At 49.6% G+C, this 15,493-nt stretch carries 17 protein-coding genes; 4 read left to right on the top strand and 13 right to left on the bottom strand.

Going from position 1 to position 15,493, the window contains the following annotated elements; all coding sequences use genetic code 11:
- Positions 1-62: 62 nt before the first annotated feature.
- The 13 genes from rplK to FD28_RS04155 form a co-directional block, all read right to left on the bottom strand.
- Positions 63-488: a 50S ribosomal protein L11 gene (gene rplK / locus FD28_RS04210; RefSeq protein WP_057732912.1), complete on the bottom strand. Its 426-nt coding sequence runs from the start codon at positions 486-488 to the stop codon at positions 63-65.
- A gap of 149 nt (positions 489-637) precedes the next feature.
- Positions 638-1,189 carry a transcription termination/antitermination protein NusG gene (gene nusG / locus FD28_RS04205; RefSeq protein ID WP_057732911.1) on the bottom strand — a complete coding sequence of 184 codons (552 nt, stop codon included), beginning with the start codon at positions 1,187-1,189 and terminating at the stop codon, positions 638-640.
- A 121-nt stretch (positions 1,190-1,310) separates the two neighbouring features.
- Positions 1,311-1,487, bottom strand: a complete 177-nt coding sequence (gene secE, locus FD28_RS04200) for a preprotein translocase subunit SecE (protein WP_057732909.1) — start codon at positions 1,485-1,487, stop codon at positions 1,311-1,313.
- A 40-nt stretch (positions 1,488-1,527) separates the two neighbouring features.
- Positions 1,528-1,677 (bottom strand): 50S ribosomal protein L33, encoded by a 150-nt coding sequence (gene rpmG / locus FD28_RS13045; RefSeq protein WP_011667355.1) that lies wholly within the window; start codon positions 1,675-1,677, stop codon positions 1,528-1,530.
- Between the two features lie 74 nt (positions 1,678-1,751).
- Positions 1,752-2,321 carry a sigma-70 family RNA polymerase sigma factor gene (locus tag FD28_RS04195; RefSeq protein ID WP_057732907.1) on the bottom strand — a complete coding sequence of 190 codons (570 nt, stop codon included), beginning with the start codon at positions 2,319-2,321 and terminating at the stop codon, positions 1,752-1,754.
- Positions 2,322-3,095: 774 nt separating this feature from the next.
- A complete protein-coding gene (locus FD28_RS04190; RefSeq protein WP_057732906.1) occupies positions 3,096-3,647 on the bottom strand; it encodes an NYN domain-containing protein in 552 nt (183 codons plus the stop codon).
- A gap of 22 nt (positions 3,648-3,669) precedes the next feature.
- On the bottom strand, positions 3,670-4,437 hold the full coding sequence (gene rlmB / locus FD28_RS04185; RefSeq protein ID WP_057732904.1) for a 23S rRNA (guanosine(2251)-2'-O)-methyltransferase RlmB: 768 nt from the start codon (positions 4,435-4,437) through the stop codon (positions 3,670-3,672).
- The gene (locus FD28_RS04180) at positions 4,434-4,853 is read right to left on the bottom strand and encodes a Mini-ribonuclease 3 (protein WP_057732901.1); all 420 of its coding nucleotides are present in this window, start codon (positions 4,851-4,853) and stop codon (positions 4,434-4,436) included. The genes rlmB and FD28_RS04180 overlap by 4 nt, the downstream gene beginning before the upstream one ends.
- Positions 4,853-6,265 carry a cysteine--tRNA ligase gene (gene cysS / locus FD28_RS04175; protein ID WP_057732899.1) on the bottom strand — a complete coding sequence of 471 codons (1,413 nt, stop codon included), beginning with the start codon at positions 6,263-6,265 and terminating at the stop codon, positions 4,853-4,855. The genes FD28_RS04180 and cysS overlap by 1 nt, the downstream gene beginning before the upstream one ends.
- Positions 6,266-6,491: 226 nt before the next feature.
- Positions 6,492-7,982 (bottom strand): glutamate--tRNA ligase, encoded by a 1,491-nt coding sequence (gene gltX / locus FD28_RS04170; protein ID WP_057732897.1) that lies wholly within the window; start codon positions 7,980-7,982, stop codon positions 6,492-6,494.
- Between the two features lie 142 nt (positions 7,983-8,124).
- A complete protein-coding gene (locus FD28_RS04165; RefSeq protein WP_057732894.1) occupies positions 8,125-9,285 on the bottom strand; it encodes a PIN/TRAM domain-containing protein in 1,161 nt (386 codons plus the stop codon).
- An 82-nt stretch (positions 9,286-9,367) separates the two neighbouring features.
- Positions 9,368-10,744, bottom strand: a complete 1,377-nt coding sequence (radA, locus tag FD28_RS04160; RefSeq protein WP_057732891.1) for a DNA repair protein RadA — start codon at positions 10,742-10,744, stop codon at positions 9,368-9,370.
- A gap of 93 nt (positions 10,745-10,837) precedes the next feature.
- On the bottom strand, positions 10,838-11,377 hold the full coding sequence (locus FD28_RS04155) for a dCTP deaminase/dUTPase family protein (RefSeq protein ID WP_057732889.1): 540 nt from the start codon (positions 11,375-11,377) through the stop codon (positions 10,838-10,840).
- A gap of 326 nt (positions 11,378-11,703) precedes the next feature.
- Here FD28_RS04155 and FD28_RS04150 point away from each other — a divergent pair, with 326 nt between their 5' ends.
- From FD28_RS04150 to FD28_RS04135, 4 genes are all read left to right on the top strand, one after another.
- On the top strand, positions 11,704-12,042 hold the full coding sequence (locus tag FD28_RS04150) for an N-acetyltransferase (RefSeq protein WP_057732887.1): 339 nt from the start codon (positions 11,704-11,706) through the stop codon (positions 12,040-12,042).
- 5 nt (positions 12,043-12,047) lie between these two features.
- Entirely contained in the window at positions 12,048-12,734 is a 687-nt protein-coding gene (rpiA, locus tag FD28_RS04145) for a ribose-5-phosphate isomerase RpiA (RefSeq protein ID WP_057732885.1), read from the top strand.
- Positions 12,735-13,118: 384 nt separating this feature from the next.
- Positions 13,119-13,925, top strand: coding sequence for an aldo/keto reductase (locus FD28_RS04140; RefSeq protein ID WP_057732883.1), 807 nt, complete (start codon positions 13,119-13,121; stop codon positions 13,923-13,925).
- Positions 13,926-14,153: 228 nt separating this feature from the next.
- Positions 14,154-15,488, top strand: a complete 1,335-nt coding sequence (locus FD28_RS04135; RefSeq protein WP_057732881.1) for a C1 family peptidase — start codon at positions 14,154-14,156, stop codon at positions 15,486-15,488.
- Positions 15,489-15,493 lie beyond the last annotated feature (5 nt).

Genomic DNA, 15,493 nt, shown 5'->3' with positions numbered 1-15,493 from the left:
GATAAACCTCCCACTTGACACATTTCATTTTCGTGAAGTGTCCGACTATCCGAAAACTGAGCTTAACCTTCGACCGTGAAGCCCATGCTCCGGGCAGTACCTTCAATCATGCGCATAGCTGCTTCAACATCAGCTGCGTTTAGATCTTGCATTTTAGTTTCAGCGATTTGCTTAACTTGATCTTTGGTTACAGTAGCAACCTTCTTCGTGTTAGGTTCGCCGGAACCACTTTCAACACCAGCAGCCTTCTTCAACAGTACAGCTGCTGGAGGGGTCTTGGTGATGAAATCAAAGGAACGATCTTCATAGACACTGATCACAACAGGAATGATCATACCAGCTTGGTCAGCGGTACGAGCGTTGAATTCCTTAGTGAAGCCCATGATGTTGATACCTGCTTGACCTAAAGCTGGTCCAACTGGGGGAGCTGGGGTTGCTTTACCCGCAGGAATTTGTAATTTAACGACATTAGCTACTTTTTTAGCCACGAGACAATACCTCCTTGAGTCCGTGTGTGGTAAGTGGGGCTGTTAGTTTGCCCCTCCCACTTTGAAAAATATGCATCACGCATACCAGAGAATCATACCACACTTTACTAACTGCAACAAGTTCTTTTCTGGAAATCACCCAGAAGTGCTTAGCCTAAGATCGGGTCGACTTGGTCGAAGTTAAGTTCAGTACTGGTTTCACGACCGAACATGTCGATATTAACCTTCAACTTCATCTTTTCATTGTCAACTTCCGTAATCTTACCAACTAAGCCGCTGAAGGCGCCGTCTACGATGGTTACAGAATCACCAACCGCAACGTCCAGATCAGCGTGACGCGCAGAAATCCCAACACGACGCAAGATCCGTTCCACTTCATCAGGCAACAGTGGCGTTGGCTTACTACCTTGCCCATGGGAACCCAAGAACCCGGTAACCCCAGGTGTGTTCCGGACAATGTACCAAGCTTGGTCACTCATGACCATTTCAACCAGAACGTAACCAGGGAAGGTCTTTTCCATCGTGACCTTGTCTTTACCATTCTTGACTTCGTGTTCCTCTTCTTCAGGAACAACGACTCTAAAAATGTTATCCTGCATCCCCATTGATTCGGCACGGGATTCCAAGTTTGCCATAACCTTGTTTTCGTAACCGGCGTACGTATGAAGCACGTACCATTGCTTTTCAGCTGACTCAACCATGTGTTGCACTCCTTTAGTTAATTGTCTTTTTCGTCCAAAATAAAAAAACTTCGCAATACACGAAGTTCCTGTTGCTTAACAATATACCATATTTAGCCGTGTTTGACCACTGACAATTCACCTAGGCAATGAACTTTAAGCCGTACTGGACGACCCAGTCAACGACAGCAAAGAAGATTGCGAAGAGAACGGAAATGCCAATAACGGTACCAGTATCGTGCCGCGTTTGCTTAGGACCAGGCCAAGAAACTTGCTTCATTTCCTGTCCGACCGCCTTAAAGAAACGGAATAAACGCATGGTGTTGCCTCCTAAATTGTAGTGTGTTTGTCATTTTAAATTAACGGGTCTCACGATGTAACGTGTGCTTGCCGCAGAACTTACAAAACTTCATAACCTCTAGTCGCTTGGTGCGGGTCGCACTCGCTGTGATGGTGTAGTTCCGCGACCCGCATACTGAACAGGCCAGAGCAATTTTCCTTTGAGCCATCTTGCCACCACCTTTAATCAAACCAAGTTCAACTCATACTGATGTAGTTTACCATTGTCTTCCCTGTCAGTCAATCACTCGGCTAGGAGATCTCGTAGCTTTGTTTGGCTACGATACGCCGCGCTGGTCACTTGCGGCAGGGACAATCGCCGTCCCCGACTAATCATCTGTAATGACTGGCCACGCAATAGGTCACCAAAGACGGTATGCTCAATCTTGGACAGGCGCGTGGGCAACTGGGAGACTGCGTCTTGGACTTCCAAGTTCTCCCGTAAGACCCATCGCATATCTTGAACCGTTTCACTCACAAACGTCCGGTTAGCTTCCAGTGAAACCGCCTGCTGACCGGCCAGCCGCTTCTTCGTTTGCCCCTGTCGAATCAGATCATACACCCGAAAACGCAAGGCTTGGCGGTAAAAGGACCCAAAGCTCTTCGACCGTTCGACCTCAAACCGCTGGGCCACCCGACAAAACACCAGTAGTGCTTCCTGGCGCCAATCATCCAAATCAAAGTCTGGAATGAAGTAACGGCTCTGAATCTTACATAAAACAGGACGGTAGCGTTCAAACAAGACCAGTAGCGCCGGTGAATCCAGCGACTCACGGATCAGGGCGAGCAGTTGTTCATCTGTCAGGTTAGTCAATGAGAATCCCTCCTTTAGCATACCTCTAGTCTACGGAAGGTTGCCTGGCTAACCGAGCGAACGAACGTTTAAATTTGATTTATTTTTAAATATCTGCAAGCTGGACGGTTTGCTCCCCTTTACGGCGTTGGTCCTACGTGGCTTACCGATGCGATGCCACCTGCGACTGCCAGAGATTCCGGCTGCTGTGGGGACCGCCTGCGGACTGAGAAGCGGTCCTCCGGCTCGATTTGAAGCCCGGCAAAGTTCACCGGTCTCCAAACACGTCCCACGCTGTAAGCCGAAAATCATCGGCTAACACCGTCGTCACGGCTGCCTCCATCTCTGGCCGCCTCCGGTTAACGGTGTGGACTTACTGCAATATTGGCATCACCCTAATCGAACCTTCACACTTGCTCATTGATGTCTGACGATCATCGCAGCCATGAGTGAAGCTGAATTTGGGCTCAGCCGTGGGATTTTCCAAGCGGTCTATCTTGGACGACTTCAGACAACATAGTCGAAACGTGTTCCATCAGGTAGCTAATCGCCGTCTTCCACACTATTTTCCGTTCCGGACCAAATTCGGCGAACGGGAGGCGGCCAGCTAACCCAATCGTTGCAACCACTAGGCATGACAACGATCTTGGAGATAGCTCAAAAAAGCCAGCTCCCAGTCCACGTTCAGACCGACAGCTGACTCTCAGGTATTCATCGCTGATTAAGCCCACATCTTTCAAAAAAGTGAGACTCATCCGCTTATTTTTTCGTTAGTAATAGTAAGACCTTGGTGACCTACCGTTTCGGTTTCTTCTGACGGTTAGGTTGTGCCATCATTTGGTCCCGCAACTTTTCTAGCTTAAATAACTGCTGGTCATTCCACGGTGATTTGCGCACTAAGCCCTTGTCCGCAAACTCGCGAGCCGTTTGTTTGACCTCGTTTTGGGCCCGTTCAATATCACGGAGTAACTCGCCCGCCGGAATCCGCAACGCTCCTTCGGAAAAGATCGTCCACTGTTCCGCTTGGTCGCTGGTGGCAACGGTCACCTGTGTGAAGCGTGTTTGGCGTTCCTTGGCAATCCGTTCAATGTAACTGTCGGCCGTCTCATCACGGTTCGTCCAAACAACTTCTAGATCAAATTGCTTGTAACTCTTAGAGATACCGGGCACGTACATCGCATCAAAGACCACCGTAATGGACGCATCACGCAACTTTTTATAATTTGCCAACATGGTCAAGAGCAAGTCCCTGGCCTCTGGTAACCGATCGTTAAGCTTTAGCCGGTTGAGCTTGGGCCAGTTGCCGATCATGTTATAGGCGTCGACAATCAGAATGTCTTCTTTCATTTTCCCGCGCTCATCCCTTCGTTCAGTGTTGGACCGGGTGCCGTGAGCTGAAGCCTTGGTACATCAAGAGTCCGGCGGCCACACTGGCGTTCAGGCTTTGAACGGAACCCACCATCGGAATCGTCAGCATTTCGTCAACGGTCTCCTTCAGCAAGCGTGAAATACCCTTGCCTTCATTCCCGATGATCAGACCAACGGCGCCCTTCGCGTTCCAGTCACGGTAGTCGGTGCCTTCCATGTCGGTACCAAAGATCCACATGCCGCGTTCCTTCAAATCACGAACCGTGTTCACCAGGTTTGTCACTCGCGCGACGGGTACCGTTTCAATGGCCCCCGTTGACGTTTTGGCAACCGTGGAGGTCAAGCCCACTGCTCGGCGCTTGGGAATGATAATCCCGTGAACGCCACTTGCATCAGCCGTCCGCAGAATCGACCCCAGGTTGTGGGGATCTTCAACGCCATCCAGAATCAGGAAGAATGGGGCTTCGCCGGCAGCCTCGGCCTTGGCAAATAAGTCATCGACACTGGCATATTCAAAGGCGGCTACGCCCAGGACAACCCCTTGATGATTCTGATGATCCGTCAATTGATCTAATTTTTGCTTAGGTACCTCTGAAATCACCAAGTGCCGCTTTTGCGCCAATTGCCGAATTTCATCAATGGCTTCGGCCTTGAGGCCACTCTGCAGAAATACCTTGTTGATGGTTTGCTGACTCCGTAAGGCCGCAACGGCTGGATGCCGGCCAATCACAAAGTCATTTGCTGCGTCATTGTCTTGTTCTGGTCTCATTTTTCAGTCCGCCCCGCTTCTACTTGTTCAATGCACCATTTACCCAACGCGTTGACCCGGTCTTGACGGCCACTGAGGGCTAAGTAACCCATCAGCGCTTCAAATCCGGTCGAAATCCGGTAGGTCACCACGTCCGTGTTCTTGGCGTGCGTATAGCTTTTGGCATTACGTCCGCGCTTAAACATCGTCCATTCCTCGTCGCTCAAAATACCATCGGTTTCCATCAAGTCAATCAGTGCGGCCTGGGCCTTGGCTGAGACGTAATGGGTCGCCTTCTTCTGCAGATGGTTAGGCTTAGCCAGGCCCTCCGCAATCAAGTGTTGCCGAATAATTACTTCGTAGGCGGCATCGCCCATGTAGGCCAATGCGACCCCGTTTAATTGTCGAAAATCGACTTGTTCTGTGTGTTCAGTCATTAATTTCCCTTTCTCCAACGCGTCCCTTGGGGCGTATCTTCCAAGATAATCCCTTGGTTCTTCAATTGTTCGCGAATCTCGTCACTGCGTTCAAAGTTGCGGTTCTGCCGTGCGGCTAGGCGTTCATCGATGAGGGCCTGGATGCGATCATCATCTAACGTTGCGGCCTCGGCTAACTTTACGCCGAAGACGCTCAGTAGATCGGCCAAGGTTTGCCGAATGAAGTCCAGCGTCCCACTGAAGACCACCGGCCGTTCTGCGTAAACGTTGCCGAGTCGTGCCAAGTCATGAACCTTAGCCACCCCGTTTTGCACGTTAAAATCATCGTCCATGGCGTCATTATAATCGGCGATGATCTGCCGGGTCTCCTGCTCAACCTTGGGATCATTCCCCGCTTCAGCATCTTTTAAGCGGTACCCCATGTTGTTGTAGGCCGTTTGCAGGCGCTCCAAGTTCCGTTCAGCCGTGTCCAGATTCCGCTGACTGTACTGGATTGGCCGACGATACTGGGTCGTGGCCATAAAGAACCGCAACGTCTGTGGGTCGACGGTCTTCAAGATGTCGTGCACCGTGACAAAGTTGCCGAGTGACTTGCTCATCTTTTCGTTCTCATCGCCAACCGTGACGAAACCGTTGTGTAACCAGTAATGCACGAAGGTTTTGCCGGTCTTGGCTTCACTTTGGGCAATTTCATTTTCATGATGGGGGAAGGTCAAATCCTCGCCGCCACCGTGAATATCAAAGGTATCGCCCAAATAATGCGTCGACATAACCGAGCATTCGATGTGCCAGCCCGGACGACCAGCGCCCCACGGCGACGGCCAGGAGATTTCTCCCGGCTTGGCACCCTTCCAGAGCGCGAAGTCAACGGGATCTTCCTTGCGGGCCGTTTCCTCATCATTCGTGTGCTGGGAAGCCCCTTCTTCCAACTCGTTCAGGTTCTGGTGGGACAGTTCACCGTAGTGGGCAAACTTGTGTGCCCGGTAATAGACATCCCCATCAACTGGATAGGCGTAGCCCTTATCAATCAGGTCCTGCACAAACGTAATAATTTCTGGAATATGCTCCGTGGCCCGGGGATTAGCGGTCGCGGGTTCAATGTTTAAGGCTGCCGTGTCCTCCTTGAAGGCTTTGATAAAGCGATCACCCAATTCAGGAACGGTGATCCCTAACTTTTTGGCTTGCTTAATCATCTTGTCATCGACATCGGTAAAGTTAGAAATATACTTCACCTGATAGCCGCGGTATTCGAAATACCGCCGGATTGTATCAAAGGCAATGGCACTCCGCGCGTTGCCAATATGAATATAGTTATAAACGGTTGGGCCACAGACGTACATGTTAACCACTCCGGGAGTGATTGGTTCGAACGTTTCTTTCTGGCGGGTCATGGTATTAAAGACTTTGAGCATCGCGAGGCTCCTTTCGCGTAACTTATTTATATTTTGCTTTGTTTCGACGGGGGTGCCCCTAGGCAATCATCTGGGGCCACAATGCTAAATGCCAACACCTAAACCAGCACGGCCGAGCGTCACCCCACCCATCGAATGAGTTAGCTCCATTGTAGCATATCCGAGCGGTTAGCAAAAAGCCGAATGAGCGGCTAATGGCCCCTCATCCGGCTTCTTTACCAAAACATTAGCCTTCGAGCTGTGCTAAAGTTTGGTGAATGTGTTGTAATGCAGTCTCGCGACCGACTAATTCAATTGATTCAGGTAATTCTGGACCGTGCATTTCGTGGGTAACGGCAATTCGGATTGGCATCCATAATTGACGACCCTTGATCCCAGTCTGTGCTTGAACACGCTTGATTACGTGGAAGATTTCAACGGAATCGAACAGGTCCAGCTTTTCGATCTCTGCAGCAAAGGCCTTCAAAACAACAGGGGCCGTGTCATTGCTGATTTCTTCTAAGGCGTCGCCAGTCACTTGTTCTGGTTCTTCGAAGAAGACGGAGGCCATATCGTTGATCTGTGCCATGTAACTCATTTGACGCTTGTACAGGTTGATCAACTGACGCGACCATTCGATCGTGTTGGTATCTGGGTTAGCTGGGATGTTCCCCGCCTTGATTAATTGCTTCAAGGCCAAGTCCATGACGGTGCTGTCATCAGCATCCTTGACGTAACGGTTGTTCAACCATTCCAGCTTGTCACTGTCAAACGTGGCAGGTGATGAACTCAAGCGGGTTTCATCATACATCTTGATGAATTGCTTCCGGTTAAAGATTTCATCTTCACCCACTGGTGACCAGCCCAACAACAGAATGAAGTTGAACATGGCTTCTGGTAAGTAACCCAGGTCACGGTATTGTTCGATGAATTGAAGCACGGATTCGTCACGCTTGGATAACTTCTTACCGGTATCCTTGCTGATGATCAGGCTCATGTGCCCAAACTTAGGGGCTTCCCAACCAAAGGCTTGGTAGATCATCAATTGCTTAGGCGTGTTGGCCACGTGGTCGTCGCCACGGAAAACGTGGCTGATGGCCATCTTGTGGTCGTCAACGACAACGGCAAAGTTGTACGTTGGCATTCCATCACGCTTAGCAATGACGAAGTCACCACCGATGGTATCGGAGTTAAAGGAAACGTTGCCCTTAACCATGTCGTCCCAAGCAAAGATTTCATCCTTAGGCACGCGGAAACGAATAACTGGCTTCAAGCCCTTAGCCTTAGCGGCGTCGATAGCGGCTTGCTTTTCGTCTTCGTCCATCCCAGCGTATTCATATTCGTAGTGTGGCATTTCCTTGCGTGCTTTTTGGGCTTCCCGGTCGGCTTGTAATTCTTCTTCCGTCCGGTAAGATTCGTAAGCCTTGCCTTCATCTAACAATTGTTGGATGAGTGGCGTGTAAATGTCACGCCGTTCGGATTGCCGGTAAGGACCGTAGTCACCACCAACATCGGGACCTTCATCCCAGTCCAAACCCAACCACTTCAAGTTTTCTAATTGGCTTCTTTCACCATCCGCGATGTTCCGTTTCGTATCGGTATCTTCGATTCTGATGATGAACTTACCCTTGTTGTGCCGGGCAAATAAGTAATTAAAGATCGCTGTCCGGGCATTACCAATGTGCAAATGACCGGTAGGACTCGGTGCGTACCGAACCCGAATTGAATTTTTCGCCAAAACGTTTGCGCCTCTTTCTCCATTATTTACGTATTTTAGGTGTTAACTGTTACATGACACATTGCTCTAAGTGTACAATGCTCATCCGGAAAAATAAAGGTATGTCCCTTAATCTTTCTGAAATTCGCGAAATCACCCACGGTTAACGTGACCGTTTCGACTTATTCGTCGATTTTTTAGCATCTTCTTCAATGTTACGACTCGAGTGGACGGGCTTGGCGAAGATCATCCGACCTGCGTCAGTCTGAATGGCACTCGTTACCACGACATCCAGTTGTTTGTTGATAAAGTATTTTCCATCTTCAACAACCACCATCGTGCCATCGTCGAGGTAAGCCACCCCTTGTTGCCGTTCCGTCCCGTTCTTCACCACCATCACGTGGAGGTTTTCACCCGGAATCACGCGTGGCTTTAAAGCATTCGCTAAGGAATTGATGTTCAAGACCTGAACATTTTGGAACTGAATCACCTTATTCAGGTTGTAGTCATTGGTGACAATGACCCCACCGTTTTCCTTGGCCAATCGGATTAATTTGCTATCAACCTCCGGAATATCCTCGAAGTCGCCCTCGTACATTTCGATGGGCATGATGTTTTCATTTTGTAACTTGTTTAAAATATCCAAACCCCGGCGACCCCGAACTCGCTTGATGGAATCGCTGGAATCCGCGATATACTGCAATTCATACAACACAAAGTTGGGCACTAACAGCGTTCCTTCAAGGAAGCCCGTCTTCGCTAAGTCGTAGATCCGACCGTCAATAAGGATGTTGGTATCCAAGATCTTGTAATGATGGAAGTTCGGCTCTGCCGGCTTGTCAATGACCTTCTTAGATTCTTCTTCACTGGCCTTCTTGCTCCGCGACTGGAACAACTTGCGCCATTCTTCGACCCGAATCTTACTGAGTCGGGTCCCAATCCGGAAGCCTAAATAACCAAAAAGTAGCATCAAAATCCAAGGAATCACCGTCCCAATAAAGAACGATGGCACCCGGAATAGAAACGATGAAATCAGCAAGGCGAGGGCTAAACTGATAATAGCGCCCAAGCTACCGAAAAGAATCGTCATCGGGTTTTGCCGGTTCAAGTAAGCTTCTAACTTACCCACCACGCGCATAATCAGTCCCGCGAACAGCACACCCAGAATAAGGAAAATAATTGCACCAATTAAAATGTTGACTAAGGCATTGTTGACCAGCGGACTGGTGACACCGATCACGTGCCAGAAGCGGGAAAGATAAGCGACCCCCATGACGCCACCCAAGATGGCAAAGATCACGAGAATAACTGTTTTCTTACGCATACGTTCACCTCCCTTCGCGTTGTTGCCTTGATTTTAAGTCTCCTAGCTAAGTCTAACGCTCACCACTTAAATCGTTAACTGCTTAAATATCTAGAGCCAATTTGAGTGCCTGGCGGAGTGTCGAGACCCCGACCACCTCGATGCCAGCCGGTGCTGTCCAGCCTTGCATGTTGTTCTTCGGCACAAAGATTCGCTTAAAGCCGAGCTTCTTGGCCTCAGCAACCCGTGATTCAATCCGACTCACGCGCCGAATCTCACCGGTCAACCCAACTTCACCGACAAAACAGTCGCTGGGATTGGTTGCCGTGTCCCGGTAGCTGGACGCAATGCTCATGGCAATGGCCAAATCAATGGCGGGTTCGTCTAGCTTAACCCCACCGGCCGCCTTGAGGAAGGCATCCTGGTTTTGTAACATCAGGTTCGCCCGTTTCTCCAGTACGGCCATGAGTAAGGCCACCCGGTTGCGATCCAGGCCACTGGACGTCCGCTGGGCATTCCCAAAGACGGACGGCGAAATCAAGGCTTGAACTTCAACCAGGATCGGCCGCGTCCCTTCCATTGACACCACGATAGCGGAACCCGTTGCGTCCTTCAGCCGTTCTTCCAGGAAGATCTCCGACGGATTGGCCACCTCATAGAGGCCGCCCTCCCGCATTTCGAAGATTCCCAATTCGTTGGTTGAGCCAAACCGGTTTTTAACTGCACGCAAGATCCGGTACGTATGGTGGAGATCCCCTTCGAAGTAGAGCACCGTATCCACCATATGTTCCAGAATCTTAGGCCCAGCGATTGCGCCGCCTTTGGTGACATGCCCCACCACGAAGATGGTAATGCCATTGGTCTTGGCAATCTGCATGAGTTCACCCGTGACCGCCCGAATCTGAGAAACGGAACCAATCGCGGACTCAATCCCGGGTGCTTGCATCGTTTGAACGGAATCAATCACGACGTAATCTGGCTGCATCTCTTCGATATTCGCCCGAATGCTGGCCATATCCGTCTCCGGATAGAGGTACAGGTGATCGCTATTGACCACCAAACGATCCGCTCGCATCTTGATCTGCGAAGCACTTTCTTCCCCGGACACGTAAAGCACCTTGCCACCGGTCGCACTGAGCTGACCAGACACCTGCAAGAGTAGCGTGGATTTCCCGATGCCGGGATCCCCACCAATCAGGATCAATGACCCTGGCACGATCCCACCACCCAACACGCGGTTGAGTTCGTTCATCTGCGTCTTAACCCGCATCTCGGTGGTGTGCTTGATTTCATTCATTAGCTGGGGCTTAGAGTGTTCCCCCGTCATGGTGGTCCGCGTTGACTGCGGCTTGGCGGCGGCCGGCGTCACCACTTCTTCCACCATCGTGTTCCACTCCCCACAATTGGGGCAGCGACCCAGGTAACGGGGAGAACTATAATCACAATTTTGACAGACAAATTTCGTTTTCGTTTTAGCCACGTTCATCCCCCTGATCCGTTTGTTTTCAGCACTTTTATTTTAGCATAGTTAGGGGGTAATTCCCCACTAGTCTATCAGTTGAAACGTAAAGATTTAGTTGCGATCCGACGACCCAAATCCACCGGTTCGTTGTTGACTGGGAATCCGCTCACCATCAGCCAGTAAGAACGGCATAAAGATCCCCTGAGCGATCCGTTGCCCCTTCTTGATCACAACGTCTTTCAGCCCCACATTGACCAGCTGAACGAAGATTTCCCCCTCGTTCTTGGCATTGTTGTAGTAGTCCGCGTCAATCACGCCGACCCCGTTAGGCAAAATCAGATTGTGTTTCAGCGGGTTACTGGACCGGTTCGCCAGTAGTAAGACTTCGCCCGGTTCCATGTAAGCCTTCACCCCCGTGGGCACCAACCAGGGTTTCAGATTGTGTTGACCCGCAACCAACTCTTCGGTAGTTAAAGGATTCCGTTGCCACAACCGTTTGAACGCGTGAAGCAGGTCATGCCGCCAGATAGAAGGCAAGGTAAAATCTTCGGCACACTCAAAATCATAACCGGCTGCCTGTTGTGTGGTCCGGTAAGGAACTTTAATATTCTGGTCCTCATATTTACTAACAATCTCAAATCCGCGATGCATCGTGACACTCCTTTTATTATCATTATTGTGCGGCCATTAGAGAGCCGTCTCGAACTTCTTTGATCTGCGCCATCACAACCTTCACACTTTCAAAATAGTCGGTTGTGGGCGTACCTGCATCTTCTGCTTTTTTCCCGCAAAAGCTAATTTTAACATCCAACGGGCAGATTACAATAGGTGCTATTTTTGCATCAACCTGCTATTAGCGTACCGACCTTTCCTCCAGAAAGCCAGCAAAAATATCTGTCAGCGAAAATTAGTTGACAAGACCCTGCGGATAGACCAAAATTAAGGAGTAAAATTGGTCATGAAGGGAGCAAATAACCATGACGATGACGGAACATCCGGGCGAACTTGCCATCAGCGAAGATGACCGGTTACTAGCGAGTCTACACTACCTGTCCCTAGATGAATCCACCTGGGTTCTCGAACAGATCTTTGTACGCCCCGCACAGCCCGCGGCCACGTTAGCTGAGCAGTTGATAAAACGTTTTACCCAATTGGCAACTGCCGCCGACGTCCGCATTAAGTTATTGGATCCATACGCCAAACGTTACTTTGCCACCCATCCCACCGACCAATTGGCAGCCCATCAGCTTCCAGTTGACGGTGCGGATGCCATTCGACCAGTTGCCTTACACTTAGAACATACAGAAGAGGAGTAGTTAAGATGGATCAAAACGCATTAAAAGCCCTTGTTGGCCAAGAAGCCGTTAAGTACGTTGAAGATGGCATGATTTTAGGAATCGGGACCGGCTCAACCGTTCGTTACATGATTGACGCCTTAGGGAAGCGCGTCAAAGAAGAAGGCCTCAGCATTGTTGGGGTAGCCACGTCAGACCGTTCCGCTGAACAAGCCGAATCTCTGGGGATCACCATCAAGCAACTTGACGAAGTCGACCACCTTGATTTAACCATCGACGGTGCCGATGAAATCGATGACAACTTCCAAGGTATCAAGGGTGGCGGTGCCGCTCACCTCTGGGAAAAGATTGTAGCCATCAACTCCACGAAAAACATGTGGATCGTAGATGAAAGCAAGATGGTTCACCACTTGGGCAAGTTCCCATTGCCACTAGAAGTGATTCCATTTGGCTCCAGCCACGTCTTGGAAAAATTAGACAAGATGGACTTGCACCCAACCTTCCGGATGAAGGAAGACGGGACCCACGTCCTAACTGACTCCAAAAACTACATCATCGACCTTCACTTAGGTCGGATTGACCATCCCCACGAACTTGCCAACACGTTGAACGGCATCGTGGGTGTCGTTGAACACGGTCTGTTCTTAGACACGGTCAACACGGTAATCGTGGGTCGCCAAGACGGACCAGAAGTCTTGAACGCACGCGACTAATTCTAGATATCATTAAAGTTTAAGGGGTCACCCGCGACTTCCACATGGAAATCACGGGTGACCCTTTTCATTTGCTTATTTAGGCGTCAACAACCGCCAAATAATCCCTACCCCAATGGCAATCAAGATGGCAAAATCAATCAAGTGGACGATGGAATCTCTCAGATTCAGCATGCTAATTTCTCCCGGCTTGTGACTTTATATTAGAAAAACTAGCCTACCCGGGCTAAAATAGCGAGACCGAGCAAGGCTTCACCGTTTCACGACACCTCCCAGTCAATTCATTCACAGCTCGCAAGTTTCCATCCATGAAACTGACTGCCCAGTAGTGTATCATGGTTATATGCGTTAAGATTCTAAATATTTGAAGAGCGAGGTAATTACATGGAAACGACACAATTAAGCAACGGCGTTACCATCCCAATGTTAGGATTTGGAACTTACTTAATTGATAGTAAGGACGTCCCCGCATCAATCAAGACGGCCTTGGATGCTGGTTACCGGCATCTCGACTGCGCACACATTTACGGCAACGAACCAGCCGTGGGTGCAGCGATTAAGGCTTCCGGTATCGACCGGTCCGACCTATTCATTACGTCCAAGGTGTGGAACGCTGATCAGGGGTACGACAAGACCCTGGCTGCTTTTGACAAGACGTTGGCTGACTTACAGTTAGATTACTTGGATCTTTACCTGATCCACTGGCCTAATGAAGAAGACTTCGACCTGACCTTGGATACTTGGCGCGCCTTAGAAACCCTCTACCAACAAAAGAAGGTTCGGGCCATTGGTGTCTCCAACTTCTCTAAGGAACAACTCGAAAAAGTCTTTGCCATGGCTAAGGTTAAGCCCATGGTCAACCAAATCGAACGGCACCCTTACAAGGTACAAGCCGATTTAGGCAAATTCGACACGGACAACGGTCTGGTCAATGAAGGTTACTCCCCAATCGGTCACGGCCACTTGATTCTCGAAGACCCGGTCATTGCAAAATTAGCCGACAAATACGGCAAGTCACCCGCCCAAATTGTCTTACGGTGGCAAGTTGATACGGGCTTCGTGGTCTTTCCTAAGTCCTCAAAGCCAGCTCGAGTTCGGGAAAACTTCGAAATCTCCGGCTTCCATTTGACGACCGAAGAAATTGCTGAAATCAACGCCCTCGATCAGGACAAGCACCTTAATTACGACTAAACGGGTTAACTTTTGGTCAGCTGGATTGGCTGGCTAAAGCTCATTAACTTCTAAATGAGGACGCCACGATACCTTTCGTATCGCGGCGCTCCTTTAGTTTGCCGCCTAAATATCAAGGCCATGAAGTAAATTCATACCCTTCATTTTTTAAGCAACTTTTTGGGTATCTATACAAAAAATGAGAATATTGGAGTACAATGAGAGAAATAAGTTAGGAGAGTGACGTCATTGAGTAAAGAAATCACGGCGGATCAAACCGCCCGTTATCAACAAACTTTAGCTGCCGACCCCACCGCAAAGGTCTTGGAACGCGCCGTCAGCCACCAAGGGATCTTAGCAACGTCTGCCGATTATGCTTCCGAAACCGACATGACTCCCGTCTTCTCCATTGATTTGGACACCGGGAAAGTTGCCAACCAAAAGCAAAGTGGCCGTTGCTGGATGTTTGCCGCATTGAACACCATGCGTCATCATTTAGCCGACCTATTTAACTTAAGTGACTTTGAATTATCTCAAAACTACACCAACTTCTGGGACAAATTTGAAAAAGCCAACTACTTCTACGAAAACGTCTTGGCCACTGCTGACCAACCAACGTCTAGCCGGAAGGTCGCCTTCTTAATGGCGACCCCACAACAAGACGGGGGTCAATGGGACATGTTGTGTGCCATCATTGAAAAGTACGGGATCGTGCCTAAGTCCGTTATGCCCGAAACCTACAACAGTTCCAAGTCTAGCGAACTTAACAGCACTCTGAACTTAAAGTTGCGTAAGGACGCTGTGACCTTACGGAAATTGGTTGCCGACAAGGCTAGTGACGATGACATCGCCGCAGCCAAGGACAAGATGCTCGGCGAAGTTTACCGTTTACTGAGCTTCTCACTGGGCGAACCCGTCAGCGAATTTGATTTTGAATACCGCGACGATGACAAGAACTACCACATCGACAAGGGCTTAACGCCGAAGTCCTTCTTTGACAAGTACGTCAACTGGGACCTGTCCGATTACGTCTCCATCATCAACGCACCAACCGCTGACAAGCCTTACAACCACACCTACACGGTTGAAATGCTGGGTAACGTGGTCAATGGCCGTCAAGTTAAACACTTAAACGTGACGATGAAGGACTTCAAGGCCTTAGCCATCAAGCAACTGCAAGCGGGTCAATCCGTTTGGTTCGGTTGTGATGTTGGTCAATCCTCAGAACGGCAAAAGGGGATCATGGACACCAAGTTCTACGACAAGGATGCCCTCTTCAACATCGACTTCTCCACAACCAAGGCAGAACGCCTCGATTACGGCGAAAGCATGATGACCCACGCCATGGTCTTGACTGGTGTCGACTTAGTCGATGGCCAACCAACCAAGTGGAAGGTTGAAAACTCTTGGGGTGAAAAGGTCGGTACTAAGGGTTACTTCGTCATGAGTGACGCTTGGATGGACGAATACTGCTACCAAGTCGTTGTGAACAAACAATTCCTGCCTGACGACTTAAAGAAGACTCAGGAAACTGAAGAACCAACGGTCTTAGCACCTTGGGATCCAATGGGTGCTTTGGCTTAACTTTA

It is taken from the genome of Levilactobacillus hammesii DSM 16381 (assembly GCF_001434395.1).
GTDB lineage: Bacteria > Bacillota > Bacilli > Lactobacillales > Lactobacillaceae > Levilactobacillus > Levilactobacillus hammesii.
The sequence above is the reverse complement of the archived record's forward strand: the minus strand, read 5'-3'. Positions and strand labels throughout refer to the sequence as shown.

Coding starts and splice junctions, on each gene's coding strand:
- FD28_RS04150 (WP_057732887.1), top strand. CDS start 11,704: ATGACGATGACGGAACATCCGGGCGAACTTGCCATCAGCGAAGATGAC.
- rlmB (WP_057732904.1), bottom strand. CDS start 4,437: ATGAGACCAGAACAAGACAATGACGCAGCAAATGACTTTGTGATTGGC.
- FD28_RS04190 (WP_057732906.1), bottom strand. CDS start 3,647: ATGAAAGAAGACATTCTGATTGTCGACGCCTATAACATGATCGGCAAC.
- rpiA (WP_057732885.1), top strand. CDS start 12,048: ATGGATCAAAACGCATTAAAAGCCCTTGTTGGCCAAGAAGCCGTTAAG.
- nusG (WP_057732911.1), bottom strand. CDS start 1,189: ATGGTTGAGTCAGCTGAAAAGCAATGGTACGTGCTTCATACGTACGCC.
- cysS (WP_057732899.1), bottom strand. CDS start 6,265: ATGCTCAAAGTCTTTAATACCATGACCCGCCAGAAAGAAACGTTCGAA.
- FD28_RS04155 (WP_057732889.1), bottom strand. CDS start 11,377: ATGCATCGCGGATTTGAGATTGTTAGTAAATATGAGGACCAGAATATT.
- FD28_RS04165 (WP_057732894.1), bottom strand. CDS start 9,285: ATGCGTAAGAAAACAGTTATTCTCGTGATCTTTGCCATCTTGGGTGGC.
- secE (WP_057732909.1), bottom strand. CDS start 1,487: ATGCGTTTATTCCGTTTCTTTAAGGCGGTCGGACAGGAAATGAAGCAA.
- FD28_RS04180 (WP_057732901.1), bottom strand. CDS start 4,853: ATGACTGAACACACAGAACAAGTCGATTTTCGACAATTAAACGGGGTC.
- rpmG (WP_011667355.1), bottom strand. CDS start 1,677: ATGGCTCAAAGGAAAATTGCTCTGGCCTGTTCAGTATGCGGGTCGCGG.
- FD28_RS04140 (WP_057732883.1), top strand. CDS start 13,119: ATGGAAACGACACAATTAAGCAACGGCGTTACCATCCCAATGTTAGGA.